Below are 19,124 nucleotides of genomic sequence, written 5' to 3'. Positions count from 1 at the left end.
CCAATTCTTAAGCCCAGAAATCTGCAAAGAGTATTATTACAATGTTCTAATTAATTTTATTTTTTTCAAATTCTTACTATCGGAACTATTGCCATAATAAACCTCATATTCACCAGGGTTCACCATCATTTTTCGTTGGCTCCAATCGAAAAATTCAAACGAAGAAGGATTCAAATCAATAGTAACTTGTTGGGTTTTTCCTGCCGGGATTTCTACACGTTGGTATCCACGTAATGTTTTTAACGGTCCTTCGATGTCGTTTACTTTTCGAATATAAACCTGGACAACTTCATTACCAATACGCTTTCCTGTATTTGTAACCGGCACTGTCAAATGGATTGATTCATCAATTTTAATTTCGGTTTCACTTAATTTGGCATTGCCTATTTTGAATGAAGTATAACTTAATCCATATCCAAAAGGAAAAAGAGCATCATCCATAAACCGATAGGTTCTTCCTTTCATGGAATAATCTTCAATATCCCCAAGTTTATCTGAATTCTTATAGAAAGTTACAGGCAATTTCCCGGAAGGATTGTAATCTCCAAAAAGAACATCGGCCACAGCCTGACCTCCTGATTGTCCGCCATACCAGGCCTGAAGAATAGCTTCGCAGCTTTCAGTTTCAGGAGTTAATGCTATAGCAGCTCCGGAACAGTTTACAAATACTATCTTTTTACCTGCTTTTTTCAATGCTTGCAAACATTTGCGCTGCGATTGAGGAAGTTCAATATTAGTTCGGTCGCCACCTTTGAATCCGTTAAATTCGACCGGCATTTCTTCTCCTTCTAATCTTGGTGAAATACCACCAACAAAAATCACCTCATCTATTCCTTTTAATTTAGTAACCAATGCATCATAATTAACTGGAATCTCCCTGCCGACATTTAATTTTAGGCTTGCTTCTACTCCATCGTTAACGGCAGAATATTTAATTTCTATCTTATAATCTTTCCCGTTTTTAACTTTATACGGAATCCTGATTGGTGCCAATTGCCATAATTCTTTTGAAAATAAGGTTTCATTGTTTACAATCACTTCGCACTTTCCTCCAAATTCTAACCTGAAAACTATTTCTTCCGATTGACTAGCGTGATAAACCGTTTCATATTTTCCGGAAAATCCTTTAAGATTTACGCCACTGCTAAATTGATTTTGACCCGCAGTCGTTAATTGTATGGGACTCACAATTTGCTCACTTGTAACAATTTCTCCCTTAAACTCTTTGTTGTTCCAATAGGTCGCCTTCATTCCAGCTTTTCCATCAAAAGAGCAGTTTTCGATAAGACTTTGGGTAATCATGTCTTCAATTATATCGCAACCTTTATCGTAGAATATTTTATCTTCAGAAAGTTTTGTTTTAACCCCTTTCAAAATTGTAGTGATACTGGATGGGAATCCGTTATAATCACCTAACAACATCGCCTCATCATCAGCATTAGGTCCTATTACAGCAATCTTTTTTACTGATTTAGACAATGGCAGGATATTATTTTTATTTTGAAGCAGTGTCATTGACTCCTGCGCCATTTTAAGAGCCAATTCTTTATGCTCTTTTGAATCAATTACCGATGTAGGAATTTTTGACCAGGACACCAAGGAGTCCTCGTCCATTTCGCCTAAATCAAAACGCCCAACCAAAACCCGTTCCAGACGTTCATCGATATCCTTTTCATCAAGCAATCCTTTATCAACTGCCTGAGGTAATTTATTATAAATATAATCCCAACCACATTCTACATCAGTACCTGATAAGGCTGCTTTGGCAGCTGCATGCTCTTCATCAGATGAAACCTTATGGCTGCTATAAAAATCAGTAATCGCACCACAATCGGAAACAACAAGATATTTGAATCCCCAGTCATTACGCAAAATTCGTTGAAGTAATCGATTACTTCCACAACAAGGTTCATCATCCAAACGCTGATAGGCACACATTACTTCCCGTACATCAGCCTGTTGCACCAGCGCTTTAAATGCAGGCAAATAAGTTTCCCATAAATCACGTGGATTAACATTGTTAAGGTTCAGTGAATGCCTGCTCCATTCCGGACCGGAATGCACTGCAAAATGTTTAGCACATGCCAATAGTTTTTTATACTTTGAATCAACAGGTCCCTGAAGTCCATTGACCACAGAAATTCCGATACGGGTGGTCAAATATGGGTCTTCTCCATACGTTTCCTGTCCTCGTCCCCAACGTGGATCACGGAATATATTTATATTGGGTGTCCAAACAGACAAACTTAGAAATTTACTGTTCTCTTTTCCTTCTCTTCGAGCCTCATGGTATTTGGCCCGGAATTCATCAGAAACAGCATCAAAAACATGGTAAACGAGTTGATCGTCAAAGGATGCGGCCATCCCAATAGACTGAGGAAAAACAGATACATTATGAGCATACCTGATTCCATGTAATCCTTCGCTCCACCAATTGAATTTTTTTATTCCTAAACGAGGAATTGCCTCCGACTCATCAAACATCAGTGCTGCTTTTTCCTTCAACGTAAGGCGTGATATTAAATCCTTTGCACGTTCATATGAACTCAAATCAGGATTTTGATAAGGAAATTGTTGTGCACTGGTATTTGTAATAAGAAAAAAAATTATCACTATGAATATGAATCTTTTCATTTTTATTTTTTGTATATCTTATTAATTACACAGAGAATAGCATTTCGACAAAGAACCTTTCTCATTTTATTTAGCTTTATTCTTTCTGCAAAAAACAACTTTTACGACTCATTTAATGAGCAATATATTTCCCAAATGTCTAATTGAAAGTATTTCATCCTACCGAACATTTTCAATTAGACATTTTTACTCAAAATAATAATCAACAGCTTAATATTTAATCGTAAAGCTTTTTTTGATTGAATATCTAATTATATATTGGCTTCAATAAAATAACTCCGAGAATTAATCATTAAATTGCCATTCATCAAACACAAAATCTTTTCCACTAAATACAAAATAGATATTCCCCACTCCCTTCTTTATTTTTCTTTCTACATTCTTTGACAGAGTAATCCATTCGTCTTTATCACATATAAGAGAAACAACAGCTGTTCCTTTTAAATCATTCACATAGACATCTATCTTACCTTTTCCTTTTACCCTAGCTTCAAATTCTGCAGGAATATGTTGACTAAAATCAGCGCCTCGTACCATGAGACATTGTTTATCCTCGTTTCCTTTAACAACCATATTACCTGGATTACCAAAAGCTTCAAATTGAACTTGTCCAGAAGTGGCAGCAGTTGTTTCTGCTTGTTGGATAACGAATGGATTTAATGTATTAAGTTGAGAAGGCCCCTTATAAGTCGCTTCTCCCATGTGTATGCGTACGTTTTCTTCATCCACCTGTATTTCATCAATACTTACGTTGCGAAAACCACCTTTTGTACCTAAATAATCCTGTAAATACATGGAGTGATAAGCTATATAGTATTTCCTTTTAAATTGAAACAGATGCGTGTGGTTATTTGTATAAGGTCCCACGTGGTAATCACCAGGATTCTTAAAGTAGCTATCGCGATACTTCCAGCTATCCGAATCTAAAGGCGTTTTACTTGTCATATAAGACATACTGCATTGGCTAGGTTTATCAATATTCTTATAAGGCCATTCCGTGCGCGGTTTCCAGCTTGTATTAAAAGTATAAACCCAGGTTCTATTTATAAAGTTAAGCTCGCTTGCCTCAAAACAATAAGGCGCAGGTATCTCAGCAATGTCACCAGCAAGACTAATCATATCTTCTCCTAGTCTAACAATACGAGAATTACCTGGCATGTATTCGGTTTTAGGTGTTCCTCCTCCAAAAGCCAGCCACCCCATACCTTGGTCATCTATAACAACTCCAGGATCAAATGGAGACTCGCAATTGACTCCAGGCACAGAACTATCAACTATGTTTTTCCCTAATGGGTCACTCCAGGGACCAACGGGAGAAGTAGAGGTAAGCATGGCCGTTCCTATACCACTATTAGAGTAGTACAAATAGAAATGTGTCTTTCCATCAGATTCTACTCTAGATGTTATTGAAGGCGCCCATGAATTCTGAGTCCATGGCGAAATTTCCGCTGTATTTATAAGACCATGATACGTCCAGTTGACCATGTCGTCAGAAGACATCATGACCAGTGAACGAATAAGATGATATGTGTTTTTTCCGTCCTTTCCTACGTTCTCATACTGTTGATGATCATTGGTAGCATAGACATAAATTCTTCCTTCATACTCAACCGCTGTTGGATCGGCAGTAAACATAAAGTCTAATAAAGGATTCGCATTGTCAGAGCTAAGCTTCGGTGAAACACCTGCGAATTTTTCCACTAAGTTTTCCTTAACCCTTTCCGTTTTATTTGTGTTTGATTGATTTTCAGTGGATTTACATCCAAGAAAACACATAGCTATAATTGTACTTAAAACTATTTTTTTTATATACATTCTTTTATTTTCTTTAAAAAAGAGAATCTTCATAATGGTTGTTTTATTGATTTAAAGCCCCTCAATCATTCCAAGAGTGTAAAAACCCTAAACAACTTAAACAGTACAAAGTGTATTTTTTTACACTCTTGATTTATCATAAATAATTTGTAATCATCCCCCGGCACAAGTGCCGGGGGATGATTACAAATTATTTGTTGAATTACTTAGTCGCTTCTATAATAGCATCAATAGTACGTTGGTCCTTTACAGTATAGTTCTGTCTGTCCACGGCTCCACCAATATCCCAATAAAATGGAATCAAACCGTTTTCAAGAGCCTTTTTTGTCACATAGGTCATCCAATAATCCACGGAGTTATTGTGGAGCTCTAAATCTTTAGGCACATATTGTTCATTATCACGTCTATAAGTACCATACTCTCCCAAAATCACCGGGACTCCATTATCTACAAACTTCGCCTTTGCCAAAGCCATAGATGCATCTACCGCATCTTCTTCTCCATAGGTGGCATTACGTTCAGGCTCAATCGTTGAATGAAACCCATTTCCCCAGTAGAAGGCCATTTTCCCCCAATCTACGTCTTCTTTCAAGATACAGAATTGAGAAGGAGAATAAAAATGAACCTCAGCCATCATACGTCCCTCTATCTCGTCTGTGGGCATATCCATTAAATCATTACTTTTTTCGATATTTGTGCTAGGTCCTTGAACTACAAGCACTCTATAGCTATTTCTTCCGCCAGTAGACCGAACAGCATTGACGAAGGTCTGGTGATAAGAACTTAGCACCTCCATCTTAGCAGCATCATCTACGGCTGGTTCATTGGCACTGGCAAACATCAAATGCTCATCAAAGTCTCGCATTGCCGTTGCTATTTGCTCCCAGTAAGCTCTCTGTTTCTCATTTACCGATTCTTTCATCTCAGGAGTACAGTTATTTTCTAACCAACCTCCATCCCAATGGATGTTAAGAAGCACATACATATCATTATCAACACAGTACTGTACCACTTCCTTAACGCGGTCCATCCATGCCTGATCTATTTTTGCAGTCGTTTGATCTGCATACTGATCCCATGAACATGGAAGACGAACGGCATTAAACCCTAAATTCTTGATGGCTCCAACATATTCTTTTGTAATGTTAGGATTGCCCCAAGCGTTTTCGCCCCCGGGAGTTGCCTCTAAGGTATTACCAATATTAATTCCCAAGGTCATTTTTGCTGCCAATTCTACAGCAGTACTGCTCATCCCTGTTGCATCAGGAGCTATTGGTGATGTATTGTAGGAAGGATATAGATTTGCAGCCTGATCAACAGTCACTCTCCTTGCTTGACCATTCGATGAGTTTATAGTCAAAATACCACTCCTATGATTACCAGTATTATTAGCTTCAATTGTAACGCCAACCGAAGTAGTACCACTATCACCTGCTGTAACGCTTACTTGTACCCAGGTAGATGCATTATTATTTATTGTCCATTCATCACTACATTCAATAGTAAATAAATCCTCACCTCCATCGGGTTCTACGTTAATCTCAGTTTGAGAGACATTTAAAACTGGCTCTACACCTGCCTCTTTCTTACATGAAAAAAAAGACATGATCGTAATAAAAATCACTAACCCTTTAAAATAAACATTTAACTTCATTCTCTTTTTGTTTCTAATTAATACATAATCAATACTACTTCAATATACTTTCAACTCGTTCCAAAGAAATCCTTGCATCATTTAATTAAATCCATAACGGTATTGAACCATTCAAAATCGAACTGTCCTTCGGCAGGCTCGTAACTATCCCATGCCAAATGTCTCTTGCAGACAACATTGAGCCTACCTCTTTTATTAATTTAATGCTGCTGTTATTTTTCTCAATATTTTATCATCATAAGGATGATAATTTGTGTCCACATACAATTGCGACGCTTCGGAGAAGAAGTTTAAAAAGAAAGCAAATGCAATTAACAACATCACTTTAGTACTAGTCTTTCTCATTACATTGTCATATTTTACAATTTCTATCATAAGCGACTATAATCTAACGACTTTAAAATTCTTTCATCCAAAACATTACACACCTGTAAGTTTCAAATAAACGACAATTTAAATATATCGTATTCTCCAAACTCCCAAGGGGCTCCATGTTTTACAAAGGGGGTATAAATGTATTATTTCCATTATTTTGCTATTTAGCAACAACCTCAGAGCAAATAGTGTTTGTTGAAACTAACTACATATTTATTCCTGCTTTAAGGCATAACTGTCCGAAAAAATAAAATAGAAAAAAAAGCCCGAAAATTCCATTTTTTGATGTGCGAACTTTAAAATTGATACCAAAACATTCCTTATCGCAATTATTAAAAAAAGGAGTTGCGGATAATTGATTTAACCGTATCGGCATTCATATTTTTTCTGACAAACCAATCCATTGTATATTTTTTACCATACAAAAAATTAGGCCTGCAGGAATTACTATCTGAAGTAAAAACCTACAGGCCTATATAAGATTAACTATTGTTTCAGTTAAACAGTTATTTAATTCTTATAATCCTAATATTATCAAAAGCACCTCGGAAACCAGTTTCAGTTGGCACTTCAGTTTTATTGGCAGTGTATATAATTATTTGACCACTCCCGGTATCACCTAGTAATTCGACTAAACTGGCAGCAGAGTCACCTTTGCCTTCTACGTCATTGTCATCTTTTACTTTAAACATTGTTAGCGGTAAAGTTACTGTCACCCACTGACCAGCAGTTGTTGCTGAGAAAGTTTGGGCTCCATTAGCTACTAACCAAGGCTCCCAAAGCATCTGGTAGGATGGGTCGGCTTCAAAAGAATAATCTTTTATAACATACAATTGAGTTCCAATCCAATCGCCGGGAACATTAAGCTCAAACTTAAGGGCAAAATTATCAACAGGTAAGACCAAATCTTCAACAGACACTAATTGCGTACTATTTAGATTAATACTACGACCACCGGACCACCAGTCACCGGACCACGGAGCAAGAACATCACTGTTTAATACTGCAAAATTACCTTGATTACCAGGGAACTCTTGACTATCATTTTTAATTTCTGCACCCCAACTGAAAGTATTTATATCATCAAAATTACATAACATCCCAGTTTCAAAATCATTCACTGCAAAAATTGTAGAATCAACTCCTGATCTTGTAACAACTTTTACTGGCCCGCTTTGAGTCAATTCCGGAGCAGTAAATGTAATAAATGTTCCGTCTTCGGATATTTGAAAATCCGCAATATTTGTACCTCCAAAACTAAAAGATTCAATTTGAAACAAATTAGTCCCACTAATGGCAACAACAGTACCTGGTGTTGGTAATTCATTTGAAACGCCAGTAATGGCAGGAGGCCCTGCAAGTATTGGAAAATCAAAACTTGTTTCTCCATTGGTGTTAACAAATCTAACTTTGTTTACATCTACCTCTGCCACCAAAGGAAAAGGAATTACATCAGGAACCTTTACCACCGCATAATTCCCGGCTAATATACCATTATCAATCGTGGCTGGTATACCATCAAAGGTAATCAACGATGCGTTCTGAAGGTTTGAACCTTCCAATACAACATACTGTCCGGGAACCAATACATCAAGAATCGTGTCATTGGGGGCAGGAGCGTAATTACGTATCCCTGTAATAACAGGTGAATTATCCTCTTCTTTTTCACAAGACGTAAGCTGTATTCCTAAAATGACAAAACAGACTAACATCGCGAAATGAATACGATTAAACATTATTTTTTTCATAATTATTCTATTTATTTTTCATTAAAAATAAGGTACCGGTTCATCCAACAACTTAGGATCTGCAGTGATTTCATCTGAAGGGATTGGTAGTTTAAATGTATTTATGTTTGCCGGGGTAATGATACCATATGCATCTTGAGGTTCTGCTACCCCAGCATCATTAAGTGTAAATATCACTCTTTCACCTCCATTTAAAAGACCAATAGCTTTAGTAGGATTATAATAAGAAAGTCTTACTAAATCCATCCAATATTGACTCTCTGCCGCCAACTCAATCCTTCTTTCTCGTAGCATTGCATCATCATTAATCTCAGTTACAGCTTCAAGGCCGGCTCTTTTATGTACTTTATTAAAGTATAACAGTGCTTCTGCATCGCTTGTTGAGCCGTTATTACCTAAAATAGCTTCTGCATACACGAGATAAACATCTGACAGTCTTAATAAAGGGGTATGTTCAGCCGAAGAGAATACACCCATTGTTGGCGCATTAACATCTTTTTCATTACCTACGATATGTTTCTTTAAACCAGCATCACCTGTATAGTCTACACCTCCCTTTTCTTGATTTAACTCAGCATAATGATCCCCTTTATACATAAAAGTAGCTTTACGCCTAACAGAATCTGCCTCTGAATACTGCAGATACATATCATAAGTAGGTCGAATACCGAACCAAGGTGTAACTCCGTTAATAGAGAAACCTGCACTTGAAAATAATTGAAGCATATTTCCATTCAGCCATCCTTGATCTACAGGAGACCATTGAAGAGAAAATAAAATTTCTTCGTCATCAGTAAATTCATACTTAAATACGTCTTCATAGCTATCCATTAACTCTAAGCCACTGTCATGACATACATTTCCCGCGTACAGTTTGGCACTATCAAGAAGCGCTTCGTTTCGTTGCCCTCCAGATGTAGAATTCAACCCAGACCAAGTTAAATAAGTTTTAGCAAGCAGTCCTTGTGCTGACCAGGTTGTTACCCTACCCTTTTCATCGCTTACCGGCAAATATTTTGCAGCATAAGTAAGATCGTTTACTACAAACTGATATACGTCATCCGCAATATTCCTCTCCTTCAAAGGGTCATTTATCAAATCATTAAGATCCTCAATTATAGGAACATCCCCCCACAAAACAGCAAGATTTAAATAAGCATATCCGCGTATAAATTTAGCTTCTGCAATTGCTCCGTTTATTTCCTCTGCAGATATGGTATTGGGAGCTTTCTCTGTAATTGCATTAATCGTAATATTACAATGCTGAATTACAGCATACATTGATCTCCAGTAAGTAATAACAGCACTATTCAACCCAGTAACTGCAAAGTTATTTATCTGAACTGCATCATCATTATAACCAAGTATCATGTTTCCACTCATCACTTCACCGATTTGAAGGAACGAAAAATAACTCAAACTCCCCCATTGAGCACCAGCATATAAAGCAGCTGTTGCCAATCTTAAATCTTCAGAGGTTTGATAAAAGTTACCTGAACTGATGTTAGATAGTGGCGGACGATCTAAAAACGTATCGCTACAAGATGCTAAAAGACCTGCAATAGCAACAGTTAAGTAAATTATTTTTGACTTTAATTTCATAGCAATTTATTTAATTATTTATTTGATAAAGATAAATTTACACCAAATGTAAATATCCTTGGCTGAGGATAATAACCGCTATCAACTCCAGCATTCCTAGGATTCCATGATCCAATTTCCGGGTCAAGACCAGAATAGTTAGTGATTGTAAATAAGTTGGTTACAGACGCATAAACCCTTAAAGAAGAAATATTCGCTTTACGAAGCAGGTGTTCTGAAAATCTATATCCTAAAGTAACACTTTTACATTTTAAGAATGACCCATCTTCAATATACCTGTCTGAAGTTCTTGTGTTTCCATTGGTATCGTCATTTCTAACCCCATGAATCTTAGTATCAGCATTCATAACATATACATTGTTCACATCACTGTCAGATCCTTCCGGGTCTACCAATGCAAGTTTGGCATAATCTTTCATTGAACTAAAGTAGGAGAGATTAGCACGTGGATTTTCTGTATTAATGCGGATTTTATTATATATTTTATTGCCATAGCTACCACTAAAGAAAATATTCAAATCAAAATTCTTAAAGGTAACTGAGTTATTAAATCCAATCTGAAATAGTGGAATTGGAGATCCAAGGTAAGTTTGGTCACTTTCATCAATGATGCCATCGCCGTTTTGATCCTTAAACATAAGGTCGCCATACCAAATACTACCTCCAGCCTTGCCATAAGGTAATATTTCTCCGTTTTTAGCCGGCCTTGCATGAGGAAGGATACCTTTTGCCTCATCACCTAAAAAGTCAACAGGGCTGGCATAAACACCTTCTACTTCATAGCCATAAAATTCACCTATTGCCCTTCCGGCAACAGTTCTGCTTAAATCACCTTTAATAAAAGCACCTTCTGAATTTAACTTAACAACTTTATTTCTATTAAGAGAAAAGGTAAAATTGGTCTTCCAGGTAAAGTTATTGGTTTTAATATTAGTGGATCCGATTTTAAACTCAAAACCTTTGTTTTCCATGGATCCCAAATTGCCATATGGCGCATCTATTGTACCTGGGACATAACCTATTCCTGTATCAGCATATGAAGGCAATGACACTTGTAAGGCCAGTTCATCAGTTTGTTTAAGATAAAAATCTAATCCAATATTTAATCGCCAATCAAACAAAGTAACATCAAGCCCTATATTGGAAGACTTCGTTTGCTCCCATGTCAAATCAGGGCTTCCAATTTTTGTGGTAATTTGAGATACGCCAGATAGAGCTGTTGGCCATGCAGAAAGCACGGATGCATAAGCATAATCAGTCCCCCCGGCTCTGTTCGTTAAACCATATCCGCCACGTAATTTTAAGGCATTAATCACATGTACATTTTTCAGAAAGTTTTCATTTTTAATGTTCCATGCAACAGATCCTGAATAAGACAAGATCCATCGATTTTCCTTAGCATAAATTGATGAACCGTCGTAACGAACATTTCCTTGTAAAATATATTTATCAAATAAACCTAGGTCAACCCGTCCAAAGTATGATTCTGTTGAATTATGCGTTTTACGACCATTATTGGTAGCTGTGGTTGCATCTCCTGCACCAATGGTTTTTACAGTATTTGAAGGGAAATCACTACGCCCAGCAGATACATCTTCGCCTTTAGAAAGCTGAGCCTCATGACCAACCATCGCTGTCAAGTTATAATGATCTGCAAACATATGATTATATGTAAGGTAATTGCTTACAGACAAATATTGACTCTGCCTATATTGATAAAATGAAGAATTTATATCCCTTATTGCATTTCCCAACTCATAAGTTGGTTCAAACTTATCAGCAGTCCAATCAGTGAAACTCACCCCAAATTCATTTCTCAGCTTTAAGCCTTTTATAAAGTTAATTTCAGCATACGAATTATTCCGTAACACTCTACTTTTTTCTTTGTTGTCATTAATAAGCGCTAATGCATATGGGTTTGGCTGAGGTGGTACCCAACCCAAGTCTTCAGTTGAACCACCATAGCTCCCATCAGCATTTTGTACAGGGATATTAGGCCTCATCTCTAAAGCTTTCTGAATAACACCACCAGAGGACTCACTTTTATTTTCTTTAACATATGAAAATGACACATCTGTACCTATTTTCATCCATTTGGTTGTTTGGTTATCCAATTTAAGCTTGAAAGTCATCCTTTCAAAACTTGAACCCAAGGCAATACCTTCCGTATTATTATATGATCCAGACAACACATATTGTGTCACTTCATCTCCACCATTTACACTAATCGTATGGTCATGAGTAGGAGCCATTCTAAATAAAGCATCCTGCCAATCCGTACCCACACCTAAATATTCTGGATTGGCAAACTCTGGTCTGGCATCAAAAGACCAAGTATTATCTTGGCTTCGTTCATTCAAAAAAGTTGCATACTCTTTTAAATTCATCAAATCGTATTTTTTAGGCACTTCGGATAAAGAATATTTATAACCATAAGATATGGTTGGAGCTCCAACATGCCCACGTTTGGTAGTGATAATAATTACCCCATCTGTACCATCAGTACCATAAATGGCGGTGGCCGAAGCATCTTTCAAAACATCAACCGATGCGATATCGTCCGTATTTAATCCTACTGTTGGATCACTACCTTTTGACATACGTACACCATCAATTACATATAAGGGCTGAGAACCTCCCAAAGAAGTGATACCTCGAATTGAAACACTATTTCCAGATCCTGGACGCCCTGATACAGCCTGCACCATAACTCCCGCCACTTGCCCTTGTAAAGCCTGAGTTAAAGTTGTAGGATTGGTTTTAACAATTTCATCTGCACTAATTGACGAAATGGCACCGGTTATATTTTTACGGGTTGTTGTTCCATAACCTATTACAACAACATCATTTATAAGCTGAGATTCATCTTTTAATGAAACATTAATCACATTTTGTCCTTTGACAGAAACCTCTTTCGTTTCAAAACCTATAAACGAAAAAACCAATGTTTCTCCATCTTCAACCTCTAAGCTATAGGCGCCATTGATATCAGTAATAGTCCCTTGATATGTCCCCTTTATGATGACATTTACACCCGGCAGAGCATCACCATCCGAACTCGACTTTACAACGCCCGATATTGGTATTTTTTGCCCAAAAACGGGCAACACAATTAAATTCATCAGCACAATGGCAAGAAGAACTCTATATTCTCCATTCAACCATCTCATGCGTACACTAAATTTCAATTTCATAATAAGATAGATTTTAGTTTAAAACAACAAGCCTCTTGGGCAACTCAATAAAAATACACCTAGCTATAGTTACAAGAGGGTCTTTATGTTTCTCATTTAGGATACTTTTGTATTTAATTCAATGGTATTATTTAAATTCGAGGGGATGGAGTAGTATATGAAGGGGTTATAATTTATTCGCAACACCATAACACTCATTCGGAATTACGAATAAACTACCCCGGGAGAGCCCCGAGGTATTAGAAATCAAAAAGAATAAGCTGAGCTTCATACTCTTTTTGATATTTTACTTCTTTGCCTTGATTTTCAATATGTTTTTTGATAACATCTTTGTTCCTGTATTGACCAACTGTGCTTGCACAGTAGCCACTTGTCCAAAAGTTCCCTTCCTAAAGCTTGGTCTTCACTTCCGGAAAACGTCTGAAAATTTCTTTCGCCATGATACTCTTTACTTTCATACACATTTCACTCACAGACAAACTGGGCACACTTTGTATTAAGAAATGAACGTGGTTTTCTTCATAACCAACTTCTATAAATTGTATTTCATGGCGTTATGACAATTCAATACAGATTTCGTTCAATCCAACTCCAACTTCATCTATAATAACTGAATTCATGTGTTTTACAGGAAAAACCACATGATACAAAAGCAGTGTTTTGTTATGTCTTTTTTTAATATGATCATCCATAACTCAAAACTACACTTCTTCAAAGTGGTATGAAAAACCATCCGTTTTTCAAACTTTTCCTCTATCCTCCCCGGGGCAGAGCTTCAAGGTATTCTCTTCGAATAAAACATTATCAATACATTGGATATCTAAAACATTATAATGTCACTTATGTGCAGATCGATATTTATAACAATCCAATTTATTTTATGATAATTTTTTTTCGATAAATATACAAAAGACACCAAATAATACAATTTCTCTTGAGATGATCTCAAAGTGAACTCTCAAGAGAACACAAACAACCACACCTCTATAAAAAAACAACAAATCAACCTTTTATATACAAACAAGAAACTCCCTCTCTCTTTTTTTTATGCGCAAATTTTCGAATTGATGCGAATCACCTATCTATTATCAGAAACACCGCAGAAGGTTTGCATGCTGTCCCTTCTGCGATATTTAATACATTACTATTCTACATGTACTTCTATAGAACCCTCCTGTAAACCATCCGACACAGCAGTTACTTTAATATTACCCGATACGTCTCCTGCCTTCAGTAAAACAGTTGCTATTCCGGCCTCGGCATCAACAGGATTTGCTCCAATAATCTCTGCTCCTCCATAAATCATAAATTGGATACTGTTTTCCGCCAAAGGAAGTATGTTCCCTTCTTTATCGACAACCGCAGCATATGCAAACACAAGATCGTTGCACCCGCTTGCTAATTTTTTACTACTCTCATCAATCCATAATTTCAAAGCCACAGCTTCACCCGGAGTTTTCTGAACTGCTTGGGATACCACTTTGCCATTCACATATCCTTTTGCCACCAGTTCGCCTGGTGTAAATGAGGTTAACTGAAATGAAAACGGCGGATGCGCTAAATGAGTACTGTTTTTATCCTGATCAGGCTTTTGTTTTCCTGCACTTTTGCCATTTACCAACAGCTCTACCTCCTCGCAATTGCTGTAAACCTTCACATTTAAAAAGGATGGATCATTGTAATAATTGGCAATAGCCACTATTGGTTCGGCAAATTGTTTCAATTTTGATTCTCCGATATTTGTCTGACTTTTGTAAAAATAATAGGCGAATTTAGGCAGACGGAAAATGTCCATGATTCCAGAAGATTCCAGATCCGGCGCATAGCCACGGTTGTAATCGAACATCAGCCAGTTGGCATCACCTATCGCTTTTCCCTGAAGATTACTGTTATGAGCCTCCTGATAATTCAAGGCTTGCTGCACCAATCGTTTTTGACCAAAACCTCTTAACTGTCTGGAGTTACGCTCCTCATCAGACAAATCCTGAAAGGCTTTTTGATTGAAACCGGCATTTTGAGCATAGTATTCCCAATCACCATACTCCGCAATAAAAAACGGTTTGTCCTTTTCATACTTATTCCAGTAATATGGAGGCTTAGCGTGTTGACGTGCAGGATTAAAAACGTCGTAAGCAAAATCTTTCCAACCGCAAGTATAAACATCAGTTCCCGGAAATTCTTCATGAACTGCTTCGTGTGATTTCTCCATAAAATCCTGACTCATTGCCGATTCATTCAAGGAAGATTCCCACATTATAACGGAAGGATGATTCCGATCAACCCGAACCATTTTGCGTATATCTTGAATTGCATTTTTCTGAAACTCCTCATCCCCAAAAAACTGCCAGCCAGGTATGGCATCCATAACCAATATACCTAATTCGTCGCAGGCATTTAAAAAAGCCTGACTTTGCGGATAATGCGACAAGCGGACAAAATTGAAACCTGCCATCTTAATTTTCCAGGCATCTCTGTAATTGGCATTGTCTGAAATAGCATATCCCACATATGGATATTCCTGATGACGATTGGTTCCTCTCAAATACAAAGGATTTCCATTTATTGTAAACCCCTCTTGTGCAGTGATGCTAAATGTTCTGATTCCTATTTTTGCATCTCTGATCTCCAACTCCTCCCCCTTCAACAATACTTTAATTCTGAGAGTATAAAGAGACGGAGAACCAGGCGACCAAAGTTTTGGTTGCTTAACTTCTATATCCGTGTTTACTTTTGCTGTAGAATTGGCTTTTAGTGCTTGTTTTTGAGAAGAGCTCCCAACTACTGCTTTAGTCTCATCAATTAATTCCAATTGAATTTCCACTTCTTTTTCAGTGGCTAAATCGTTTTTCATATCCACCTGAGCATGAACCTTAGCCGACTCTTCACTAACATTACTATAAGTTACAAATACACCTCCTGCAGCAATGTGATTCACCTCCATTTCGTTCGATATGTGTAAAGGATCTTTTACATCCAACCAAACGTTGCGATAAATTCCACTATAGGTATTGAAGTCAAGAACTTTTAATGATTTCCCTGGTGGAACAACAGGATTGTCTTCATTATTCAGTTTTACAAGAAGACAATTATCAACTCCAAACTCAACACTTTTTGTAATATCCACATAAAAAGGAAGGTAACCTCCCAAATTGGTATAAAGCAGCTTACCATTCAGAAATACCTCTGCAACCTGCATAGCCCCTTCAAAATACAATCCCAAATGCTTACCGGATAAATTCTTGGAAACTGAGAAATATTTGCGGTAAAAACAGGTTCCCTGCCACTGATCGCCGTTAATCACCAGAGGTTCTATATTTGCAGTATGAGGCAAAGAAACTTTTTCCCATGAAACATTCTGGTCATTGCGATTCATCAATTCATCAACCGGTACGTTCACATCTTTAACAAACTCCCAACCCTTATTAAAAGAATTTCTTCCTTTCACATACTCTCTCTTGTGTGTCTGTGCACACGACAAAAATCCCACACAGAGAACAAATACAAAAACTATTTTCAATCTAAATCTCATCATTATCTTCTAATCTTATCAAATATTGTTAGTTATTTTATTAGTAATCCTGATTTATCCGTTGAAATGATCAGCTCAAAAATGAACCTTAGTTCCACGCATTTATACCGCAAACTAAAAGCCATTACCAATCAACCAAAGACATCCTAAAAAACCACAGGCTTAAAAAAGTGGTTCAAATGATCAAAAACAAGAAAGGTAACATTACCGAAATACTAAACAGTGTTGGATTCAACAGCCTTTCCAGCTTTTCAAAAAGCTTTAAAAGTATTTTTGACATTTCACCCAGCAAAGATCGGAAATTGGACTAAACCACACAAACCATCTTCTATTTACAACCTGTATTAAAAATAACAGCCTGAACCCAGGGAAGTGACTTCCTTCCTGATTTTTTTAATAAATGTTCCAACCAAAGGTTTTAATAAAAGTCATTCTAAAACCAGATAATTTTTAAAGTGGTGAAGAAATTATTCGAACATGTTCATTTGAATCATCCAGTTGCAAAAGAGTATGAAACAATTCCCTTGACTAAAGCCTATTCATTCGATCCAATCCCCGAAGGTCTGGATCCAAAATATGATTCCAAAATTCCAGGACTGGGATGTCAGATGTGGAGTGAATGGATTCCAACAGTTCAGAAAATGAATTTACAGATATTTCCAAGACTGGCTGCATATGCCGAAGTTGGCTGGACAATCAAAGAAGAAAAGGATTACTCTAAGTTTTTAGGTTCATTATCAAAATTAGAAAAAAGATGGGATCTACTTGAAATAAACTACCATAAGGATTAATTAGCGGCATTTATGCAATGATCTTGATTGGGAAAAATGATTGATCGCAAATGATGAAGCACTATTGAAAAAAAGAACAAGAGTTCTTCGGAGAAATTACACTAAAATCAATAACTCCATAAGATGTTAATTGTATTATTCTAATCTAGAAAGAGAGTTTCATTCATTTGAGACTCTCTTTTTTTGAACCTATTTTAAGATATTGAAAAAGGGATAAGAAGAAACCATTTGGGATTCTTAACGGTACTCATAACGAAAACAAAAAAGAGAGGCATAATCCCTCTCTCTCTCCTGCTCATCCAACAAAACCTCATTATTTAGAGATAACCTTTATTTCCACCCTTCTATTTTTCACTCTGTTTTCTTCGGATGTATTTTCAAAAAGGGGCTCATTTAAACCCCTGCTTTCTATTTCCATTTGAAAAGGAGGAACACCCAACTCAATTAATTTAGACTTTACATATTCTGCTCTTTTTAAACCAACTATCATATTTGTTTCATAATCTGCGATATTACATGTGTGTCCAATTATTTGCAACTGTATTTCCTGATTTTCTTTCAAGAGATTACTCAAGATCTGGAAATTACTATCTTGCTCTTTTATAAGTTCTATTGAATTAAAACTAAACTCCAGATTCATAGAGTCTGATATTTGTCTTGCCTTTTCAATTGGTGTTTCTTCTTTATTAACTGAGGTTTTAATTTCTGATTTTGCTGGTTCAATATCTAATTCTTCTTTTACCGAATCAGCGGGCAGTAACGAACCGGAATGTTCTGTTGTTTGTACCTCGTTCATTGATCCTGTTTTTGCTGATTCAATACCTAATTCTTCTTTTACCGAACCTGCCGGGAGCAACGAACCAGAATATTCTGCTGTTTGTACCTCGTTCATTGATCCTGTTTTCTTGCTAATTCTGCGCCTTACCTTATTTATCCGGAAACGGACTCCAACTTTAAGTCCAAATGCCAACAGATTAACCTTAGAAACCTGATCTGATGCTAAGATCCCATTATAAACCCCGTCTGGCTGATAAACTATTTTTTTCTCAGGGCTTATTAAATTATTAAAACCATAGTTACAATAACATCCTGCATACACATCTATTTTCTCAGATACTTGATAAAACCCATCCAATTCTGCAATCGCAGAATAAGATGGATTTAAAGATATGTCGCCTTTGTATTTAGTTGTAATCGAACCTAAACCATGTTGCGGTAAATCGTATAACTCTACATTCCACTGACTGTAATAGGCAGTGGTTACCATTTCACCTCCTGTTGTTTCATAAGTGGCCTGTGCAGGAATAGATATTTGAGCCCCTAACCCAGCTAAAATCCCAAATTTTTTCCCTAACATCTTTTGATACTGTAAGGATAACGGAATGTCAACAAAAAAGACATCTTGTTTTTCCTGCCAATTATCAAACCTGTTACGAAACTCATACGAATCGCCATCAGAATCAATTTCACTGGTACTCGACTGATAATTTAAGATTGCCTTAGTTCGACACTTCTGCATTCCAATACCTGTCTGCACTCCCCAATGTGAATTTAAAAAATAGCTGTAAGACAGATGGAAGCCATATCCAAACTGTCTTTTTGCTTTCCCATTTTGAAGAGAATACTGCATGCTATGCAGTCCACTACTCATATCAAGTGATAAAAACTGATCTGCTTTCTGGGCTTTAACTGATCCAAAAACAAAGAGGGAAAATCCAATTAGAACCTGTATTTTATATTTTTTCATTGATTGATTTCTTGAGTTTTCACGAATACTGTTGA

At 36.7% G+C, this 19,124-nt stretch carries 12 protein-coding genes and 1 pseudogene; 2 read left to right on the top strand and 11 right to left on the bottom strand.

The features are described from left to right. Positions 1–36: 36 nt before the first annotated feature. The 10 genes and pseudogenes from xyl3A to ACY0M5_RS08350 form a co-directional block, all read right to left on the bottom strand. Positions 37–2,634, bottom strand: coding sequence for a xylan 1,4-beta-xylosidase (xyl3A, locus tag ACY0M5_RS08395; RefSeq protein WP_461631445.1), 2,598 nt, complete (start codon positions 2,632–2,634; stop codon positions 37–39). Positions 2,635–2,919: 285 nt separating this feature from the next. Next, entirely contained in the window at positions 2,920–4,482 is a 1,563-nt protein-coding gene (locus ACY0M5_RS08390) for a glycoside hydrolase family 43 protein (RefSeq protein ID WP_461631444.1), read from the bottom strand. Between the two features lie 169 nt (positions 4,483–4,651). Beyond that, positions 4,652–6,055, bottom strand: a complete 1,404-nt coding sequence (locus ACY0M5_RS08385; protein ID WP_461631443.1) for a cellulase family glycosylhydrolase — start codon at positions 6,053–6,055, stop codon at positions 4,652–4,654. Positions 6,056–6,180: 125 nt separating this feature from the next. Next, positions 6,181–6,303 (bottom strand): beta-galactosidase, encoded by a 123-nt coding sequence (locus ACY0M5_RS08380; protein WP_461631695.1) that lies wholly within the window; start codon positions 6,301–6,303, stop codon positions 6,181–6,183. After that, entirely contained in the window at positions 6,299–6,448 is a 150-nt protein-coding gene (locus tag ACY0M5_RS08375; RefSeq protein WP_154675798.1) for a hypothetical protein, read from the bottom strand. Before ACY0M5_RS08375 ends, ACY0M5_RS08380 begins: the two co-directional genes overlap by 5 nt. Positions 6,449–6,984: 536 nt before the next feature. Continuing rightward, a complete protein-coding gene (locus ACY0M5_RS08370) occupies positions 6,985–8,226 on the bottom strand; it encodes a glycan-binding surface protein (RefSeq protein WP_461631442.1) in 1,242 nt (413 codons plus the stop codon). Positions 8,227–8,247: 21 nt separating this feature from the next. Next, complete coding sequence (locus ACY0M5_RS08365; protein ID WP_461631441.1) at positions 8,248–9,828, bottom strand: RagB/SusD family nutrient uptake outer membrane protein; 1,581 nt, start codon at positions 9,826–9,828, stop codon at positions 8,248–8,250. Positions 9,829–9,842: 14 nt separating this feature from the next. Then, entirely contained in the window at positions 9,843–13,022 is a 3,180-nt protein-coding gene (locus ACY0M5_RS08360) for a SusC/RagA family TonB-linked outer membrane protein (protein WP_461631440.1), read from the bottom strand. A 239-nt stretch (positions 13,023–13,261) separates the two neighbouring features. Then, a pseudogene (gene tnpA, locus ACY0M5_RS08355) lies at positions 13,262–13,567 on the bottom strand (IS200/IS605 family transposase). 599 nt (positions 13,568–14,166) lie between these two features. Continuing rightward, positions 14,167–16,554, bottom strand: a complete 2,388-nt coding sequence (locus ACY0M5_RS08350) for a glycoside hydrolase family 2 protein (protein ID WP_461631439.1) — start codon at positions 16,552–16,554, stop codon at positions 14,167–14,169. Positions 16,555–16,730: 176 nt separating this feature from the next. Between ACY0M5_RS08350 and ACY0M5_RS08345 the strand changes: the two genes are divergently transcribed. Beyond that, positions 16,731–16,862, top strand: coding sequence for an AraC family transcriptional regulator (locus ACY0M5_RS08345; protein ID WP_231610765.1), 132 nt, complete (start codon positions 16,731–16,733; stop codon positions 16,860–16,862). Positions 16,863–17,009: 147 nt separating this feature from the next. Further along, entirely contained in the window at positions 17,010–17,342 is a 333-nt protein-coding gene (locus tag ACY0M5_RS08340; protein ID WP_306598757.1) for a family 20 glycosylhydrolase, read from the top strand. Positions 17,343–17,655: 313 nt separating this feature from the next. Here the strand turns inward: ACY0M5_RS08340 and ACY0M5_RS08335 are convergent, their stop codons facing one another. Next, on the bottom strand, positions 17,656–19,089 hold the full coding sequence (locus tag ACY0M5_RS08335; protein WP_461631438.1) for an OmpA family protein: 1,434 nt from the start codon (positions 19,087–19,089) through the stop codon (positions 17,656–17,658). Positions 19,090–19,124: the final 35 nt, after the last annotated feature.

It is taken from the genome of Labilibaculum euxinicum, from assembly GCF_963678175.1.
Taxonomy (GTDB): Bacteria; Bacteroidota; Bacteroidia; order Bacteroidales; family Marinifilaceae; genus Labilibaculum; species Labilibaculum euxinus.
The sequence above is the reverse complement of the archived record's forward strand: the minus strand, read 5'-3'. Positions and strand labels throughout refer to the sequence as shown.

Bases quoted from the DNA above. Each gene is read 5' to 3' on its own strand.
- xyl3A (WP_461631445.1), bottom strand. From the start codon at position 2,634: ATGAAAAGATTCATATTCATAGTGATAATTTTTTTTCTTATTACAAAT.
- ACY0M5_RS08390 (WP_461631444.1), bottom strand. From the start codon at position 4,482: ATGAAGATTCTCTTTTTTAAAGAAAATAAAAGAATGTATATAAAAAAA.
- ACY0M5_RS08385 (WP_461631443.1), bottom strand. From the start codon at position 6,055: ATGTCTTTTTTTTCATGTAAGAAAGAGGCAGGTGTAGAGCCAGTTTTA.
- ACY0M5_RS08375 (WP_154675798.1), bottom strand. From the start codon at position 6,448: ATGAGAAAGACTAGTACTAAAGTGATGTTGTTAATTGCATTTGCTTTC.
- ACY0M5_RS08370 (WP_461631442.1), bottom strand. From the start codon at position 8,226: ATGAAAAAAATAATGTTTAATCGTATTCATTTCGCGATGTTAGTCTGT.
- ACY0M5_RS08365 (WP_461631441.1), bottom strand. From the start codon at position 9,828: ATGAAATTAAAGTCAAAAATAATTTACTTAACTGTTGCTATTGCAGGT.
- ACY0M5_RS08360 (WP_461631440.1), bottom strand. From the start codon at position 13,022: ATGAAATTGAAATTTAGTGTACGCATGAGATGGTTGAATGGAGAATAT.
- ACY0M5_RS08350 (WP_461631439.1), bottom strand. From the start codon at position 16,554: ATGATGAGATTTAGATTGAAAATAGTTTTTGTATTTGTTCTCTGTGTG.
- ACY0M5_RS08345 (WP_231610765.1), top strand. From the start codon at position 16,731: ATGATCAAAAACAAGAAAGGTAACATTACCGAAATACTAAACAGTGTT.
- ACY0M5_RS08335 (WP_461631438.1), bottom strand. From the start codon at position 19,089: ATGAAAAAATATAAAATACAGGTTCTAATTGGATTTTCCCTCTTTGTT.